Here is an 18,534-nt window from a genome sequence, read left to right on the forward strand (position 1 = left end):
TTTGCGCAACATTACTGTTGTCGTTGCTGTACTAACCGCTTGTATGGGTTTGAGTGTTAACAAAATTTCGGCTGACGTTGGCAGGACTAAAAATACTGATCACCCCTCAATGAATATCACAGGCAAAGGATCTGGCTTAAGATTCATTGGCTTAACCTCCAACAATACTCTTGTGAATATAGGTTCGAGGGGAGCTGGTAGAAGAATCGAAGTTCAGGGAATTGACGGCAACTTACAAGGTATTGACTTCCGTCCAGCAAACGGTCTGCTCTACGGTGTCACAGACACTGACAACATATACACCATTAACCCCGAAAACGGTCAGGCTACGTTTGTCAGTAAACTATCTAGCAGCTTCAATGGAGGATTTCAGTCAGGGTTTGACTTTAATCCCGTACCAGACCGTTTAAGAGCAGTAGGTAGCAATGACCAAAATTTCCGTACCAATGTCGATAACGGTCAAGTTAATGTCGATAAACCCCTTGCTTATGCTGTAGACGATGTCAACACCGGAATTGACCCCAACATTACTGCGATAGCTTACACAAAATCGGTTGCTGGAGCAACGACAACTCAACTTTTTGGTATTGACTACAACCTTGACGTCTTAGTACTGCAAAACCCACCCAATGATGGTACTCTCAGGACGGTAGGCAATCTCGGCGTCAACTTTGCACCTATAGGCGGGTTCGACATCTTTACAGATGGACAAGGCAACGATACTGCCTATGCACTTTCTGGTTCAGTTCTTTACACCATCGACCTATCCACCGGTGCAGCAACTAAAATCGCTGACATACCTAAAGGTAACTTCATCGGTTTAGCCGTTACCTCGCGATAGTCACTCTTATACCATTTCACGCTTGGGCCTGATACAAATGATTGGTTTCTAATTCTTTGCCACTGCTCGGGTGCTCGGGTGCCCCCTGCTCCCCATTTATATCAGGATTTTTGTGAATTGGTATAAGATAAACCTTGGGAAAAAACTAGTTAATTTTGGCTCGACTCAGTTTCTTCCAGTCGGTCTACTTATCTAGATTTGATGCAACAATTGATAGGTATGATCTGCGCTTGCAAACTCATGCAATCGCAATTGCTTTTTTTTCACCTCTTTGCGCAAGGAGGCTCGCGCCATAATCTTTGATTTGGCGTCGAGACGGCAGGCGCTTCAAGCCGGGAAACCCGTCCAACGCGCTGCCTCAGGAATTGCGAGTTAAAAACTTAACGCTTCCCGACTAATGTTGTTCGTATATCGGGGCGTGAGAGACGATTTCAAGCGTGGGTAAAACACAATATATCAAAAACAATCATTCAGCAAGCCAAAAGTGAACAAGGACCCTTCGGGTATCTCCTGCGGAGACGCTGCGCGAACGCTCTTAGCGTGCGCTTGCGCTTACGCAGTCGCCTAGGTCGGGAAACCCTCCTCCAGCGCTGTCTCACTTGTAGCAATTGAGGATTTGACTGGTATCCGTGAAAGGACAAACCAAAAACCGCGTAACAAGACAGAACGCCGTAGGAGCAATTCGTGGGCGTTCTATCAGTTGCGAATATTTTTGGAGTACAAGGGATTGAAAGATGGGGTAGAAGTTGTTGCTGTTTCCCCAGCTTATACAAGTCAAACCTGTAACCGCTGTCTACACATTGGCTTGCGCTCTGAGAAGAAGTTTAAATGCGGTCATTGCGGGTTGTCCTGTGATGCAGATTTGAACCGAGCGAAGATGATTGCATTATTGGGGCTGTCTGTAAACCAGCCTGGAGGCTCGAATGGTTTGTATTGTAATCTCAGTACAGACTCTTCAGGGCTACTGAAAGCCCAGACTGTATTCGGTACTCCGAATCAGTGTGGGTAGTTTACTTCATGATGCCAAAGGCAGCGAAAATCGAAACGTAGTTCCCTTATTTAGCTCACTTTCTACTAAAATTTCGCCTCTGTGCAGCTTAACCAGACGATGGGAGATAGCTAAACCCATTCCAGAACCACCAGGGTTACGCTCCCGAGAGCGCTCAGAACGCCAAAATCGATTAAAAACAAAGGGTAAATCCTCTGCTTTCATACCATGACCTGTGTCAATCACCGCAATCCATAATTTCGGAGGTTCGCTCCAAACTCGCAGAGTGATAGAACCGTTCACAGTGTAGCGTACTGCATTGCCAAGTAGGTTGACCAGAATCTGCTCAACTCGCTCAGGATCAGCACAGACAAAGGGAGGATTGGGTGGGCACTCCAAACGCAACACAGGACCCTCTTCTAGTAGTTGATCACTAAACCGTTTAATTAGGGAGAGCAGAAGTGGGTGTAGATCAATCCGTTGAATCTTGATGGGTAAATATCCTGCCTCCGCCTTAGAAAGTTCTTGTGTATCATTCACCAACCGACCTAGTCGGGCAGTCTCTCTGGCTAATCGCTCAAACAGTTCTGCTTTTGCTTCAATCGCCCCATCTGCTAAACCCTCCAGAGAACCCTCCAAGATTGTCAACGGTGTACGTAGTTCATGAGTCAAATCTTCTATGAGTTCTCGACGGCGCTGTTCTACCCCTTCAAGGTTTAATGCCATTCGGTTAAAATTTATAGCAAGGCGGTTCAACTCTGGAATTTCACTCTCAGGTACACGCGCGCTCAAGTTCCCCTCAGCAAACTTTTGAGTAATTTTCTCCATCTGAATTAGAGGTTGTACAATCCGCTTAGCAAACAAGTAACTCAAACTACCTGCTACGGTTGCACCGAGAAGCATTGACCACCAAACTCCTTGGTTCCAGACTACCTCACACTTGTCAATCAACTCATTGGCAGTTGTACCCACATTAAACTGTCGTCCTTCTAAAAGCGTTAAGTCCAACCCAAACAGTTGGTGCGAGAGCAACCAGTCCACAATGAGTGGGGTACTCAATCCGACTAGCATCACAATAATGTTGCACAACAGTAATCGCGATAGGAGGCTAAGCTTACTCACAATTGGTCCTAAATAACTTGGTCGTCAAACTTATAACCCACTCCAACCACAGTTTTAATAAAAGTTGGATTAGCTGGATCGGGTTCAATCTTTTTTCGTAGACGTGCGATGTGGGTATCAACAACTCGCTCATCGCCATAAAAGTCACTACCCCAAAGTTTCTTAATCAGTTGAGTTCTATTCCAAACCCGACCAGGATCACTCATAAATGTTGCTACTAGTTCAAACTCCAAAGCCGTTAGGTCTAAAGGAGTCAATTCATTTGTACTCAGAACTCGGCTGGCTGAGTGTTGCTTGATATTAATGACAAAGTGTCGCGTACGATAAGTGTGATGTTGCTTGGTATCACTTTGCATTCGTCGTAGGAGTGCTCGCACACGAGCTACGAGTTCCTTTAGGCTGAAGGGCTTGACTACGTAGTCATCTGCTCCAGTCGATAAACCGATGATCCGATCATTTTCCTCACCCTTAGCCGTCAACATCAAGATGTAAGGATCACTATAGCTTGCTTGCTGTCGAATGCGAGCACAAACTTCCAGTCCATCCAAACCAGGAATCTTTAGATCTAGGATTATTAACTGAGGCGAATAGTCTTGAAACTCTTGAAGCGCACTTAATCCATCAGCACAGTGGCGACAAGAAAATCCTTCTCTTTCCAAATACAGTTGAATTAACCGAGCAATTTCAACTTCATCTTCAACAATCAAAATCTCCATTAGTCTGATAAAGAGCTTTTTTACCAAGCATTATATTAGCAAGCATTAATAGTAAACCACTTTATCAGACCAATCACCTAAGGACAAAGTTATAAGCTAGCTTTAACTAGCAAAAGCACGAATATTCAACAGTATTGTCACTGAACTTTACACCTTTTTCACAAAGCGTGATATATCTTTCAACAAATCTTCGGGAAACTGTCACATTTTCGTCACAGGATTGACATATGATCGCTACGTTTTTGCGACAAAGTGTAAATTCACAGAGAAGCAAATTGATTGAATAATCTATAAAAATCTTGTCATTCTCTTTAAAGTTACATACGTATACTTTGTGGTATTCGTTGAAAAATTCGCTAACCATTGTACCTTTTCGGACATCTACCTTATATATGCTCAAAGACGCTCGTTTAATCTGTGCAGACCAAGTTATTGAAACTGAAGTTTGTATTGTTGGTGCAGGCGCAGCTGGAATCACGCTAGCCCGTGAATTTATTGGATATAAAACAAAAGTTTGCCTTGTGGAGAGTGGCGGACTTGAGTTTGATCCACAAACTCAAGCGCTTGCTGAAGCATCAACTGTTGGAGATCCCTTTTTGCCACTCAAAGACATCCGACATCGAATGTTCGGGGGCAATTCAAATCTTTGGTCGATTAAGATTGGTAAAGGGCAAAAGGGTGTGCGGTATGCCCCTTTGGACGAAATTGATTTTGAGAAGCGAGACGGGCTACCTTACAGCGGTTGGCCAATTGAGCGATCGCACTTGGAACCCTATTACAAACGTGCCCAGTCAGTTTGTCAAGCAGGTCCATTTGCTTATGATCCTGACACATGGGAAAACGAACAAGCGAAGCGGTTACCGGTAAATGAGCAGCAAATGCTTAGTGCAGTGTTCCACTTTGGACGTGGCAATGTATTCAGCCAGGAGTATCGCGACGAACTTATTAAAGCTGATAACATTACTGTTTTGCTCAACCTGAATGCAGTTGAGATTGAAACCAATGAGTCTGTGAGAACGGCAACTCGTCTGCGGGTTGCTTCTTTGCAGGGGAATCAGTTTTGGATCGCTGCCAAGGTGTTTATACTCGCCCAAGGTGGGCTAGAAAATCCGCGTACACTGTTGATGTCCAATCGTCAGCAAATGGCTGGTTTGGGTAACCAACACGATGTAGTCGGCAGATATTTTATGGATCATCCCTTAGTCCAAGGTGGCGATTTTATCCCTGCTGACGCTAACTTATTTAATAAAATGTCTCTGTACGATCTACGTCGTGTGAACGATGTTCCAGTGTTGGGCTATTTCAAACTCCCCCAAGAGCTTATGCGGCGTGAGCAATTAGTCAATATTAGCACTGTTCTGTTCCCACGACCGAGTAAGCGACAACTCAAGGCAATTGAGTCATTCAAAGCAATGGCCCAAGCGCTTGTTCATCGGAAATTTTCACAGCTTTCCACCAAAGAGTTTGTCAACATCATTGGTGGTATTGATTACGTGATGCTTGCCAGTTACTTGGCTGCTACTAAAAATCAGTCCTTGCTGCATGGATTCCACAGAGGCGGATGGTCAGAATTGCCAAACAACCAAAAAAGGTTTAAGGTTTTCGAGGTGATTCATCAAGTGGAACAATTGCCCAATCCTGCTAATCGAGTTGTGTTGAGCAAAGAACGAGATCCACTCGGCTGTCAAAAGCTAGAACTTCACTGGCGGTGGGATACTGACAATGCCCTCAACATTCAGCGTTCTCAAAAAATCGTAGCTCAAGAATTTGCTAGTTCGGGGTTAGGTGAATATAGAATCGAATACAAAGAAGGTCTTCCCAAACTTGGTATACCTTCTGGTACTGCCCATCATATGGGCACAACCCGAATGCATATTGACCCGAAACAGGGAGTCGTTGATGAAAATTGCCAAGTTCATGGCATTTCTAACTTATTTATAGCAGGTAGCTCCGTTTTTCCTACAGGAGGATATGCTAACCCTACTTTGACAATTGTTGCACTTTCAATTCGCTTGGCAGATTGGATTAAGAAGTCAACAGAATTAGTCGGGACTACTAATTTAGGAAGTGGTCTTCGCACAATGGAAAAGTCAAAATAGAAGATAGAGGCTGTATACAATTAAGCCTTGTCTTTCAAATACGGAGTTTGTTATCAGTGGTATTACAAGTACAAACAAGCACCTACGAAGCCAAAACCCAAGAAATCGCTAAACAGCTTCTAGCCGCAACACAAGAAAATCGTTCATTCTTTGGTGCACTGCGAGATCAGATGCGCTGGGACGATAAGTTGTTAGCTTGGGCGATGAGCAATCCTGGGTTACGGGTGCAACTGTTTCGCTTTATTGATACTCTTCCTGCTTTACGTAGTAAACCAGAAATTGCAGCGCATTTACAAGAATATCTGGCTGATGAATCAGTGGAATTACCTACAGCTCTGAAGGGAATGCTGGGTTTTGCTAATCCTGATTCTATGCCTGGACAAGTCGCAGCAACAACTGTTTCCACAGGCGTAGAAACATTAGCTCATAAATACATTTCTGGGGAAAACATTAAACAGGCGCTGAAAACAATTGAGCGACTGCGTAAGGAAAAAATGGCTTTCACTGTAGACTTATTGGGTGAGGCTGTGATTACCGAAGCAGAAGCTCAGTCTTATTTGGAACGCTATCTAGATTTGATGCAACAATTGGTGGAAGCATCGAAGAGTTGGACGCCAGTTGGGTTGATTGACGAAGCTGATGGACAAAGTTTGCCAAAAGTCCAAGTTTCTGTGAAGTTAACGGCGTTTTATTCGCAGTTTGACCCGTTGGATGCTAAAGGTAGTGAAGAACGGGTGAGCGATCGCATCCGCACTCTGTTACGTCGTGCCAAGGAACTTGGTGCTTCTGTTCATTTTGACATAGAACAGTATGCATACAAAGACCTGACTTTCAGCATTTTGAAAAAACTTTTAATAGAAGAAGAGTTTCGCTCTCGTACAGATCTTGGTGTGACAATCCAAGCATATCTACGCGACAGTGAACAAGATACACAAAACTTAATTAATTGGGCGAAACAGCGTGGTTATCCGCTGACAATTCGTTTGGTGAAAGGTGCGTATTGGGATCAAGAAACTATAAAAGCAGAGCAGAAGCATTGGCAACAGCCAGTTTATAACGATAAAGCCGCAACAGATGCAAATTTTGAAAGAATAACTGAATTATTGCTTGAAAATCATCAATATGTGTATGCTGCGATTGGTAGCCATAATGTGCGATCGCAAGCTCATGCTATAGCAACAGCACAAAGCTTAAATGTCCCTCGCCGTTGCTTTGAGATGCAAGTTCTCTACGGTATGGGGGATAAACTAGCAAAAGCGTTAGTTGATAAAGGTTACCGAGTTCGAGTTTACTGTCCTTATGGCGAACTGCTTCCAGGAATGGCGTATCTCATTCGTCGCTTGCTGGAAAATACTGCGAATAGTTCCTTTTTGCGGCAAAATATGGAGAATCGTCCCGTTGAGGAATTATTAGCACCGCCTGTTGTCGGACAAGTAGACAACCAAACAACCAGACAAGCGGAAAATCCTTCATCCTTCGTTGGTGCGCCTGATACAGATTATGCTGAGGAGGAGCAGAGGAATGAGGCGAATCTTGCTTTGCAAAATGTTCGTCAGCAATTAGGAAGAACTTATCTGCCTTTAATTAACGGTGAGTATGTTCAGACACAACAAGTTGTCGATTCTGTCAACCCCTCGAATTTTAGTGAGGTGGTTGGTAAGATAGGACTTCTGAGTGTTGAACAAGCCGAACAAGCGATGCAAGCTGCAAAGGCTGCGTTTCCTGCTTGGCGTAAAACACCTGTAAAAGAACGCGCTGGGATATTACGAAAAGCGGCTGATTTGATGGAACAACGCCGTGCGGAACTTTCGGTTTGGATAGTTTTGGAAGTTGGGAAGCCAGTACGGGAGGCAGATGGTGAGGTTTCGGAAGCGATAGACTTTTGTCGTTACTACGCTTCGGAGATGGAACGCTTGGATCAGGGTTTCAATTATGACGTTGCTGGTGAAACGAATCGTTATATTTACCAGCCTAGGGGAATTGCTGTCGTGATTTCTCCTTGGAATTTCCCTCTGGCGATCGCAACAGGAATGACGGTTGCAGCCTTGGTTACAGGAAATTGTACTTTGCTCAAACCAGCGGAAACATCTTCTGTGATTGCGGCGAAGCTGACGGAAGTTTTGGTAGATGCTGGATTTCCTAAAGGTGTTTTTCAATACGTGCCTGGCAAGGGTTCACAAGTTGGTGCTTATCTGGTGAATCATGCGTACACTCATGTAATTGCTTTTACTGGTTCACAAGAGGTAGGCTGTCGGATTTATGCAGATGCAGCAATCCTTAAACCTGGTCAAAAGCATATGAAACGCGTGATTGCTGAGATGGGCGGGAAGAATGCCATCATTGTGGATGAAAGTGCTGATTTAGACTCTGCTGTTGTTGGGGTCGTGCAATCGGCATTTGGTTACAGTGGACAAAAATGTTCTGCTTGTTCACGGGTGATAGTGTTGGAACCGGTATATGATACCTTTGTGCAGCGATTTGTGGAAGCGACGAAATCGCTCAATATTGGGGAGACGGAGTTACCAAGTACGCAAGTTGGGCCAGTGATTGATGCAAATGCACGCGATCGCATTCGTGAGTATATCGAAAAAGGTAAGGCAGAAGCAAAAGTCGCTTTGGAAATGCCAGCACCGGATAATGGGTATTTTATCGGTCCTGTTATCTTTAAGGATGTACCAGCAAATGGGGTTATAGCCCAAGAAGAAATTTTTGGTCCCGTTGTGGCGGTGATTAAGGTGAAGAATTTCAAAGAGGCGCTGGAAGTTGCTAACGGAACTAACTACGCTTTGACTGGAGGACTTTATTCTAGAACTCCTTCGCACATTGAGAAGGCGCAGGATGAGTTTGAAGTCGGAAATTTGTATATTAACCGCAACATTACGGGTGCGATCGTTGCACGACAGCCGTTTGGTGGTTTCAAGCTTTCTGGTGTTGGTTCTAAAGCTGGGGGACCAGATTACCTGCTACAATTCACAGAACCGCGTACGGTGACGGAAAATATTCAGCGTCAAGGTTTTGCGCCAATTGAGGGAGCGGAGTAATAATTCAAAATTCATGGTTGCTGAGCGTAGTCGAAGCAAAATTCAAAGTTCAAAATTAAAGACAACAGAACCAGAGTAAGTTAGTAGGGTGGGCAGCGTTGCCCACCTTATTTTATTATCGAACCGCGTTAGCGCAGCGTGCGCGAAGCGCTTAGACGCAAAGAGCGCGAAGGAATTTCAATGAAGGATGTCATTGTTAGAGTTGCTGATTGGTATCAGGAGTTTTCAGCAATTCAAGCAATCAGGAAGTCTGTTTTTCAGGAAGAACAAGGTCTAGATCCTGATTTAGATTTTGATGGACAAGATGAAACTTCTCAGCAGTTGATTGCTTCTTTAAATGGAGAGTATGTGGGAACTGCGAGGGTGAGATATTTGGATGACAAGACTGCGAAGATTGAAAGGCTTGCTGTTTTACCCGTAGGTAGAGGGTATGGTATTGGCAAGAAAATTATGGAAAAGGCAATGGAAGTTATAGCGAGTAAGAATATTCCAGAAGTTGTCATTCATGCACAGGAGTATATTAAGGGTTTGCATCAACAGTTGGGTTTTCAGGAAGAGGGGGAGGTTTTTGAAGAGGCTGGCATTCGTCATGTGACAATGAGGAAGAAATTAAATCAGTGAACAGTGGTAACTGATAACTGATAACTGATTGAGGTAGGTGGCTTGCAGTAGTTCTTAAGCGCAAATACGAACCTATGATGTCAAATCTGGTTAGTCACTTACTGCATCTATACCTCAACCTTGCACTCTCCTCCCCTCTCCTTTATAAGGAGAGGGGTAGGGGTGAGGTTGAAGCGATGAGCACTTGTCCAATATTATGAGCAATTACAAAAGTAAGCAGAATAAATATAAAAACTTACTCATACTCGGGATAATTTGGTTATTGGGGGCGTTGTGCGATCGCATTTGGTTTGCTTTGGATCGTTCTGTCCCTGCTTGGGATCAAGCAGACTATTTAACTGGTAGTTTAAATTATTGGCACGCGTTACAAAATCCCCAATGGTTTAACCAGGAGTGGTGGCAAAGTTTTTGGCTGTTGTCTTCCAAAATACCGCCTTTAACTTACATCGTTACAGCTATTGTTCAGAATATCTTTGGCATCGGACCAGATCAAGCAACTCTGATGATGCTGTTCTTTAGTGCAATTTTATTAACTTCAGTCTATGGTTTGGGCACTGTGCTATTTAGCGAGACTGTAGGTTTATGGGCTGCTGCACTATGCCAAATTTTACCTGCTCTTTATCTGCTGCGTTTAGAATTTTTGCTAGATTATCCGCTTGCAGCAGTTGTGACTTTGAGTTTCTTTTGCCTGAGTGTTTGGCGAATGACAGTGGACAAGGGGGTATTTGCTTCTTTTTCTTTCCCAACTTCCCCAACTCCCCCAACTCAATGGTTCTGGGCTGCAGCCTTCGGCTTAACTTTGGGGCTGGCGTTGATGGTGAAGCAGACGGCGTTGTTTTTTTTGTTGACGCCGATAGTCTGGGTTGGAGTGGGTGCACTACGTCATCGGCGCTGGGGACGCTTATTACAACTACTGGGTAGTTTGTGTTTTTCGGTGTTAGTTTTTGGTCCTTGGTATCGTACCAATTGGCTTATCATCCTCACTTCTGGTAAGCGGGCGACAATTGATTCTGCTATTGCTGAACGTCAGCCTGGTCTTGATAAGCTGGAATCTTGGATGTACTATTGGAATCAGTTACCTTACCAAGTTTCATTACCTTTGTTATTTGTACCTCTGGTAAGTTTACTTATATGGTGGGGGCGTTCAAAATTTGCGTCTGAAAATCCAAAACTTGAAACTATACCTTCAAGCAAACCAAACCAGCAAAACTCATCACTGATATGGTTACTTGTGTTTTGCATTGGCGGATATTTTCTTTCATGTTTGAATGTGAACAAGCATGAACGTTATGTCTTGCCTTATTTACCAGCGGTGACGGTGCTTTTAGCTTATGGGTTGACGCGTTGGCGCAGTCTGTTCGGACAGCGTGTCCGTTGGGGTACTTTTGGTTTAGCTATTATACTAATGTTGCTCAACCTGTTTTCGGTGGGAGGTGTTGTTGGTGGTTGGATGACACAAGTTTTGAGTCCCAACTCTGAGCATTATCCTTACATGAAAGCAGAGTTTCCTCATCAACAGGTTATTGGCCAAATTATCCAAACAGAACCGTATTTGCGTTCTACTCTAGGAGTACTACCATCAACTGGAGAAGTTAACCAACACAATTTCAATTACTACGGGGCGCTACAAAACTTTCAAGTTTACGGACGTCAGGTGGGAATCAGGAAAAAGTTTGTCGAACAAGATGCGCGATCGTTGTCATGGTTCGTGACGAAAACAGGTAATCAAGGACCGGTCAAAGAAGCTCAAGCTCTTATGGTAAAGACTGTTGAGCAAGGCGGGAATTTTCAACTCAATAAGTCTTGGAATTTGCCTGATAACAGTCAACTCATGCTTTATCATCAACAAACGCCAACACTAAAAGTCAGACAAACTTCTCAACAAAACTCACAAGCCAAAATTGCCCTATCACAAGTCATAGTACCAGAAAAAGCTCCCCCAGGAGTACCAATACCTGTAAGCTATGAGTGGTCTGGTTCTTGGGATGAACTACAACACGGGTTAGTCCTGCTGACTTGGCGTAAAAATGGTCAGATCATACCTAACACTGATAGTTGGATACACGATCATGGTATCGCGATGGGAGCTATGCATCCTGGTGCCAAAAAACCTGAAAGAACATTTCAAGTGATTGAAAAGATGGCAATGTTGCCTCCTTCTACCCTAGCACCCGGAACTTATACCCTAGACGCGATTTATCTCAACAGACTATCAGGAGAAAGTTATCCCCTTTCAGTGCCAAAAGTCACACTACAAATTGACCCTCAAGCCCCTGCCATACAAGCACCAGAACTTGATTTAGTAACGCAGTTAGAGAGTTTAGGCGCTCAATTACCCAAAGGTACTGAAGCTGTGACTCAAGTATTTGATGAAGTAGGACGTATTAATCAATACGATCCAATTCAGGATTATCTGGTACAAGCAAGACTGACTTTAGAATATCGATTGCAACATTTTACTCAAAACCGAGATTGGGCATACGCTTTGGCTTTAGCAAACGTGTTGCAGCGGCGGGTGGATGGTGCGATCGCATCTCTAAAACAAGTCACTGACTTAGATCCAGAAAATCCTTACGCTCACGCTTATCTAGCATTTGTTCAATTATATAATTGGCAGCCACGAACAGCCGAAAAGTCTTTAGAACCGAGTTTAGCTAAATATCCCAATTTACCAGAATTCAGAGTTCTTTCAGGAGTTGCTGCCCTTATGCAAGGCAATTTCGTGAAAGCATGGAAAGACTTGTCAACATTGAGAAAGTAAAGGAAGCAAGGTTATGAAAACCTATTGGCACAGGTGTCAATTGATTTGACTATACCAGTAGCTTGAAAAAGCAAGGGAGCAGGAGAGATAAGAAAATTTTTCATATTAAGTTTAGCTGACTCCCTTACTCTCTCACTCCTTGTCTCAAACGCAGTTTGCTTACACAGGAATTTGTTACAATCTTTCCTTCGTCTGATTATCTTTTTTTTCTTGTGTATTCGTGTCGTTTGTGTTCTTCGTATCCTTTGTGTCTTTGGGATTCGTTGAATTCGGTGCGTTTTGGGCGGGAGTTAAATTCGGTGCTTTTTGGGCGGGAAGAGAGTTATTAGTTTCGACAACCGCAACCGCTGACATTCCAGGAGTCATCCGAGATTCATAACCTTGAAGACTCTTAGGCTCAAAGACTATCTTGACTGGAACTCGTTGCACATCCTGAGGAAGGTTGGAATAACCCGTGGCATTTTCTTGTGGGGGAAGGGCAACCTTGCCAAAAGAAGTGGGGGACATACTATCCACTTTCCCGCTAAACGTGCGATTAGGGAAGGCAGGGATTGTAATTGTCACATTTTGCCCAGGTTGGATTTTTTCTAACTGAGTTTCTTTAAAGTTGGCAATAATCCAAGGATTTGGCTGCACTAATGTGATAAGAGTTTGTCCTGGTTGTACCTGCTGCCCTACAGAAACGCTTTTATTACCAACTTTTCCAGGAACTAGCGCTGTAATATCGGTGTAGGACAGTTGAAGTTCCGCTTTTCTGAGATCTGCCTGCTTTTGGGCAACAGCAGCTAGCGCTATTTTATACTGTTGCTGATGTATCTCTCTTTGCTGAGCATTAGTTGCAACCTGTTTTGCTTGGTTATTGTTTGCTGGATCTGAGTTAGATGCGGAAGCACTAACAATATCTCTATTCAGCCTTTCTCGTGCCAACTCTGCTTGCTGCTTGGCTAGTTCTAGAGATGCTTTTGCTTGTGTTAGAGATACTAGGTAGTCCCGTTTATCGATCTTCATTAATACATCATTCGCAGACACCACTTGGTTATCATTAACTGTAACTTCGGTGACTATTCCTGATACGCGGGAAGTGATAGGGGAAACATTTGCGGTGACATAGGCGTTATCAGTTTCCTGATACTTTCTTGCGTACTGCTGGTTATACTGCCATGTTCGGAATGCGTAAATTCCGGCAGCGATCGCCCCTCCGGCTAACAACACAGCTAATATCACTTTTGGTAGCGCATTGCGTTTTGATCGCGGTACAGGTTTTTGAATTTCGCTTTCAGAGTTTGTAGTAGTGATAGCTGTCACCTTTTCCTCTGAAACTGGTTTTTGTCCCTCTAATCCTGTAACCCTGTGTGTTTGTGGTGAAGAATTTCGGTGTTCCATCAGCGACCTTCATTATTACAAATTATAAATAGTCTTACTTTGCGCACGGTAGTGATAGATTTATTTGTTAGTCGTTTTGATTGATGCTCTTATTGTATAAACTGTTCCCCGAACCCTTACACATGCAGAGCTATGAGGAATTTAACAATTCCAATACACCCCTGTTAACTTACAGGCTATTTCAACTTAATCAAGTGCACGTCGTGTGTTTTACCTTCTGTTTGCCAACGGGAGGGAACCCTATAGGGTGGGTAGGGTAGTGTACTTGACGCTTGTTGAAAAGCGCTGTATCAACTCAAATATTCCATCAATTCCATCAGTATAATTCTATTAGAATAATACCACTCCGGTTAGTTTTGATAGTCGTGAGCACCCGTTGGCTTGGAAAGTTGATTCTAAATACTGAATGCTTCTTTAAAATATAACCTTATTTTTCCAGCAACCTCTAGGCATTGACCTAGAGAAAGATTCCACAGTTGTATAATTTTGCAAAAATTGAAGTATAGCAGTCGCCAGGTAGATTAGGACACGAACTAATGAGAAAACACCGTCACCAAGAGACTTTCAAGTCTGTTAAGCGTTCGGGTGTTCCCTGTTCCCTGCTATATAACAGCTGTCGTGGAGGTGGTGAATGACAAATGACACTGCAAGAATTGTCTCCCTCATCCCTGGAGGCACAGAAATATTAGCAGCTTTGGGTTTGACGGATGCAATCGTTGGGCGATCACACGAATGTGATTATCCCCCCGAAATTCAAAACCGCCCTGTTTGTACTCAAGCGCGTATCAATAGCAACGCCCCAAGTGGTGATATTCATGAGAAAGTTAATTATCTGTTGCAATCTGCCCTAAGTATTTATCAAATCAACACAGATGTTTTAGAGAAATTGCAACCAACTCACATTGTTACCCAAGATCAATGTGATGTCTGTGCTGTTAGCCTAAAAGATGTAGAAGAAGCAGTTGCAAGCATTACAAATACCCCTGCTCAAATTATTTCCTTACAGCCAAATGTTCTTAAAGATATTTGGGATGAGATTCAGCGAGTAGGTAACGTTTTTGGGGTAGATTCGCAGCAAGTGATCGCAAATCTACAAGCGCGGGTAAAAATAGTAGACAAAAAAACACAACATCTTTCCCAAACAGAACACCTGCCGACTGTTGCTTGCATTGAGTGGACTGATCCTTTGATGGTTGCTGCTAATTGGATTCCTGAATTAGTAACCTTAGCAGGAGGAGAACCGTTATTTAGCATCACAGGTTCGGCTTCTACTACCTTAAAATGGGAAACCCTGATTTCTAGCAATCCGGATATCATCATCTTTATGCCCTGTGGCTTTGATTTAAATCGCACCCGTCAAGAAGCTCAACCACTAACTCAACGTCCAGAATGGCAAAAGTTACATGCTGTGGAAACTGGCAGAGTTTACATCACTGATGGTAACTCCTTTTTCAATCGTCCAGGACCACGACTTGTAGATTCTCTAGAGATTTTGGCAGAAATCCAGCATCCAGAAATCTTTGAATATGGATATAAACAAAAGGGTTGGGAAGTTCTGTAAGCTTGTGTAAGCTAAAATGGCGTCTTTGCTTGTAGATGAATGGTTTTTCCCAACTGCGGATGCTCAAAACAAAGTTCCCTGGCATGTAGATGTAACCGACTTGCGGCTGCACCACATCCATAAAGGCGATCGCCCAAAATAGGTACCCCAAGTCCTTTGACATCAGCTGCGTGAACTCTCAACTGATGGGTACGTCCTGTTAGTGGCGTCAACTCGACGCGAGTGTAGTTTCCCTCAACTGCTATCATCTGAAAGTGAGTCACGCTGGGTTTTCCATATTGCCAATCAACTTGCTGATAAGGACGATTTTCAGGATTGCCCCATAGTGGTAATTCAATCACACCTTGCTCAGTCGTGAGCGAACCGGAAAGCACGGCTTCATAAACTTTGTGAACCTGCCGTTGCTGAAACTGCTGACTCAGCTGACGATAAATTTGTTGATTGCGAGCCAATACAAGAATACCAGAAGTTTCTTGATCCAACCGATGCACGGCATTGAGGATGACACGATCCGGTAGGAGATAACGCAAACGACTCAGAACACTGTCTTGAGTGTCAAAATAACGACCTGGAACTGATAGTAATCCCGAGGGTTTGTTTACAACAATTAACCATTCATCTTCGTAAAGAATGTCAAATCCGAGTAATTGCCCATTATAAAAACACTCCACCCTGTCGTAGTCTCCCCTCCCCTTATCAAGGCTAGGGTGTACACACAAGTCATCGAATGACTCAAAACTCTCTCCCAACCTCACCCTGCCCTGTCGGGCATCCCTCTCCTTATAAAGGAGAGGGAAAGATTTTAGCGCCGATTCAAGCGAGGGTGAGGTTTGCTCAGTTGTGCTAACATCTGCATTCGATTTCCTCTGAGACAACCCTGACAGCAGAAACCCCATCAATGGTTGACAACGCTCTACACAAGCACCGTAAAATTCTCCTTGCACTTTATCTTGATCAGTAGAAGAGGAACCCCACCAAAACTCTGCCATTGCCAACGGTTTGAAATGATGCGTTGCGGCATAGTGGAGTAGCTTTGGCGCACAACAATCTCCAGTGCCAGTGGGCATACCTCCTGGTATTAATTGCTGCAACGTTAGGGATTGTCCGAGGAAATTCATCAGGGTGTAAGCAGCGTGCATCTGCGCCTGGAGTTGGCGGGATAGTTGTTTACGTTGTTGTTTTAGTTCCCGAATTCGCGTATCTGCTGTAGCTATCAACTGCTGAAGCGGCTGCAACTTTTCATCTCGTTGGCGTTTGAGTTGCTTTCGTTCAATTCCTTCTCGGCGGCTTTCTTCGTTAAGTTGTTCAAGAGCAAAGTGAAGTGTTTCTCCTGCCAGAGTTTCGCAGAGTATCTGGCGTTTTTTGATACGCTTGTTTTTGCAATCTTGATGGCGATCGCTCATTTGTTGTAAGCGTAACTCAAACTCACTCGTATGCGTTTCATACTGCAGCCGTTCGGGAAGTTGCTTAAGGGTAATCAGTTCCTGCTTAATAGCATCCAATTCAGATAGTGTGCTGGCTTCCTCTAAAGCAACTTGCTTTCGTCCCGGAATCGGCGGTACCCAACCCTCAACTACGCTGTCGCCATTCAGAAGACCGGAGAAAGCTTTGAGTATCTTTTGTTCGCCATTCGGTAGTTCAATCAGTAATACCCCGTACATTTTTCCTTCAGAGGAATAACGGTTATCAGTGGCAAGGTGTTGCATTAAATTGTAGGCGATCGCCTCTATTAAAGGAGTGCGGGGTAGTCGCAGTAGTTCGCTTGTTTGAGGACAACGCCCTTCGTACCAATAGTTAGGAGATGAGTTACTGACTGGGGAATTGAAGTTTATGAAATCTGAAAGCGGATGCAGAACCATCATGTTGTCAAAAGGCTATCCCGTTATAGAGGAAAGCATTATCCCATACATAATCGATCACTGCTCTAGCATCTTCCAAGGGGAGAACATGGCAAAATCCCTCGTTATCATAGGTTAATAGAGGCATTTCAGGGGCAATGTCTGCTTGTTCGGCATTTGTGATCACTTTGCCACGAATATCTTCTAGATTGTTCAAGGGACCGTGGATATCGAAGTTAATCCTGATGCCCAGCTTCCTCTCCATCCAAGTTTCGATGCGAGAGTCTAACTGTTTCGGATTCAACGGAGTCGGACTGGTAAGGAGATGGTAATATACTAGAATAATTTCCTTACACTCCTCTTCCTCAGCAATGTCGATGAGCATCTGAAAGACGCTGGCATTGTTGGCTAAATTCTTGAAGAAAAGCGTATCGGTAACATCTTTTTGGAATTTGATTTTTTTGTTTTTGTAATTGGTGTACTGCTTGAAGGCAAATCCACCCAGTGCGATCCCCAACGATAGCGTTGCCACTAGAATGGGCATGACATTTCTGATCTTATCCTGTTCTACATCTAGCGATTCCACTAAAGATGATGCATTAAACACTAACAAAATTGCAGTAATAAGCAATAACAGATTCGGCAATGCTTTTAAGACTAGGGGAACTGCAGCCCCTATTGCAGGAATTCCAAATAATAGCCGGTCTTTCCAAGTCATACTGGTGACAACATTAGGAAAGAGCAAGTCAATATCTAGTTTTGGAATATTCTTGTAAAAGTAGACATAGATTTTACCAGGAGTAAAGTTCAGATTTTCTATTTTGACTTTCTTGGCACGAAAGTAAGCCGCTTCTTTAAATTTAATGAGTAAAACAATTCGTTCCAAAATATTAATAGTCTTTTCTTCTTGCCAAAAGAAGAACTTTTTAAGCGAAATTTTCGTGTCAATATCGCCTTGGGAATAACAACAGAAATGCTCAAAGTCCTCGAAATCAACATCAGTTTTTAAATCAATCAGAGATTTATTTCCCAATGCTTGTTGTACAATCGATTCAGGCAAAAGAATGTAATTCGCTCTTTCTAAAATGTGGTTGAATGCATCAACAACTTTTGACTCCATCTCGTCGTATTGGTCAAAAGTTGGTTGAGTGAGTGGTTGAACATCTCCATTCGGATTGAAGGGTACGTAGTTGTCTTTGATAATTTCCAGCGTCTTGTGAAAGCGAAAGTGGTAATACGCGGATAGAATTTGGCAGAAATCTTGAAACTTTTCAGCATCAGCTGCATTTAGCTGACCATCTTGGAGGCAAAGTTTGATAATATCGGTGCGACGGTAGGGAATGAACGCTTCTCGATTTTCATAAACTGCCATGATCTCAAATCAATCAGACTAATAGGTTTGCTAAGCGACGGGCGATAGCGCAAAGCGCAGTGTCAAAGGTAATCGCCTGTACCAGACAACAATCGCGACGGTTAGACATCATCCACCCATTTGGAGATCAATAACTAGTATCTTGAGTAGGAAATTTAGCAAAAATTCTTGATTCAATTTGGTTAGCCAAT

11 protein-coding genes and 1 pseudogene are annotated in these 18,534 nt (G+C 43.5%); 7 read left to right on the forward strand and 5 right to left on the reverse strand.

Annotation, left to right across the window (positions count from 1 at the left end):
* Position 1: 1 nt before the first annotated feature.
* Together DP114_RS15950 and DP114_RS15955 are read left to right on the forward strand one after the other, a co-directional pair.
* Positions 2-841: a DUF4394 domain-containing protein gene (locus tag DP114_RS15950; RefSeq protein WP_246163217.1), complete on the forward strand. Its 840-nt coding sequence runs from the start codon at positions 2-4 to the stop codon at positions 839-841.
* A 595-nt stretch (positions 842-1,436) separates the two neighbouring features.
* A pseudogene (locus tag DP114_RS15955) lies at positions 1,437-1,850 on the forward strand (zinc ribbon domain-containing protein); the annotation flags it as partial.
* Between the two features lie 6 nt (positions 1,851-1,856).
* Here the strand turns inward: DP114_RS15955 and DP114_RS15960 are convergent.
* Together DP114_RS15960 and DP114_RS15965 are read right to left on the reverse strand one after the other, a co-directional pair.
* The gene (locus tag DP114_RS15960; protein ID WP_169268289.1) at positions 1,857-2,900 is read right to left on the reverse strand and encodes a sensor histidine kinase; all 1,044 of its coding nucleotides are present in this window, start codon (positions 2,898-2,900) and stop codon (positions 1,857-1,859) included.
* Between the two features lie 59 nt (positions 2,901-2,959).
* Positions 2,960-3,667 carry a response regulator transcription factor gene (locus DP114_RS15965; RefSeq protein WP_169268281.1) on the reverse strand — a complete coding sequence of 236 codons (708 nt, stop codon included), beginning with the start codon at positions 3,665-3,667 and terminating at the stop codon, positions 2,960-2,962.
* A 392-nt stretch (positions 3,668-4,059) separates the two neighbouring features.
* Here DP114_RS15965 and DP114_RS15970 point away from each other — a divergent pair, with 392 nt between their 5' ends.
* The 4 genes from DP114_RS15970 (at position 4,060) to DP114_RS15985 (ending at position 12,189) form a co-directional block, all read left to right on the forward strand.
* On the forward strand, positions 4,060-5,766 hold the full coding sequence (locus DP114_RS15970) for a GMC oxidoreductase (protein WP_171976553.1): 1,707 nt from the start codon (positions 4,060-4,062) through the stop codon (positions 5,764-5,766).
* A gap of 56 nt (positions 5,767-5,822) precedes the next feature.
* Positions 5,823-8,807 (forward strand): L-glutamate gamma-semialdehyde dehydrogenase, encoded by a 2,985-nt coding sequence (gene pruA, locus DP114_RS15975; protein WP_171976554.1) that lies wholly within the window; start codon positions 5,823-5,825, stop codon positions 8,805-8,807.
* Between the two features lie 180 nt (positions 8,808-8,987).
* A complete protein-coding gene (locus DP114_RS15980; protein ID WP_171976555.1) occupies positions 8,988-9,428 on the forward strand; it encodes a GNAT family N-acetyltransferase in 441 nt (146 codons plus the stop codon).
* A 196-nt stretch (positions 9,429-9,624) separates the two neighbouring features.
* Positions 9,625-12,189, forward strand: a complete 2,565-nt coding sequence (locus DP114_RS15985) for a phospholipid carrier-dependent glycosyltransferase (protein ID WP_171976556.1) — start codon at positions 9,625-9,627, stop codon at positions 12,187-12,189.
* Positions 12,190-12,363: 174 nt separating this feature from the next.
* On the opposite strand, the gene DP114_RS15990 is transcribed toward DP114_RS15985, so the two are convergent.
* Positions 12,364-13,572, reverse strand: coding sequence for an HlyD family secretion protein (locus tag DP114_RS15990; RefSeq protein ID WP_169268286.1), 1,209 nt, complete (start codon positions 13,570-13,572; stop codon positions 12,364-12,366).
* Positions 13,573-14,203: 631 nt separating this feature from the next.
* Here DP114_RS15990 and DP114_RS15995 point away from each other — a divergent pair.
* Positions 14,204-15,133, forward strand: a complete 930-nt coding sequence (locus DP114_RS15995) for a cobalamin-binding protein (protein ID WP_171976557.1) — start codon at positions 14,204-14,206, stop codon at positions 15,131-15,133.
* Positions 15,134-15,144: 11 nt separating this feature from the next.
* Here DP114_RS15995 and DP114_RS16000 read toward each other — a convergent pair whose 3' ends face one another.
* Positions 15,145-16,995, reverse strand: a complete 1,851-nt coding sequence (locus tag DP114_RS16000; RefSeq protein WP_171976558.1) for an RluA family pseudouridine synthase — start codon at positions 16,993-16,995, stop codon at positions 15,145-15,147.
* Between the two features lie 4 nt (positions 16,996-16,999).
* Complete coding sequence (locus DP114_RS16005; protein ID WP_171976559.1) at positions 17,000-18,343, reverse strand: TMEM143 family protein; 1,344 nt, start codon at positions 18,341-18,343, stop codon at positions 17,000-17,002.
* Between the last annotated feature and the right edge of the window lie 191 nt (positions 18,344-18,534).

Origin of the sequence: Brasilonema sennae CENA114 (assembly GCF_006968745.1) — a bacterium.
Lineage (GTDB): Bacteria > Cyanobacteriota > Cyanobacteriia > Cyanobacteriales > Nostocaceae > Brasilonema > Brasilonema sennae.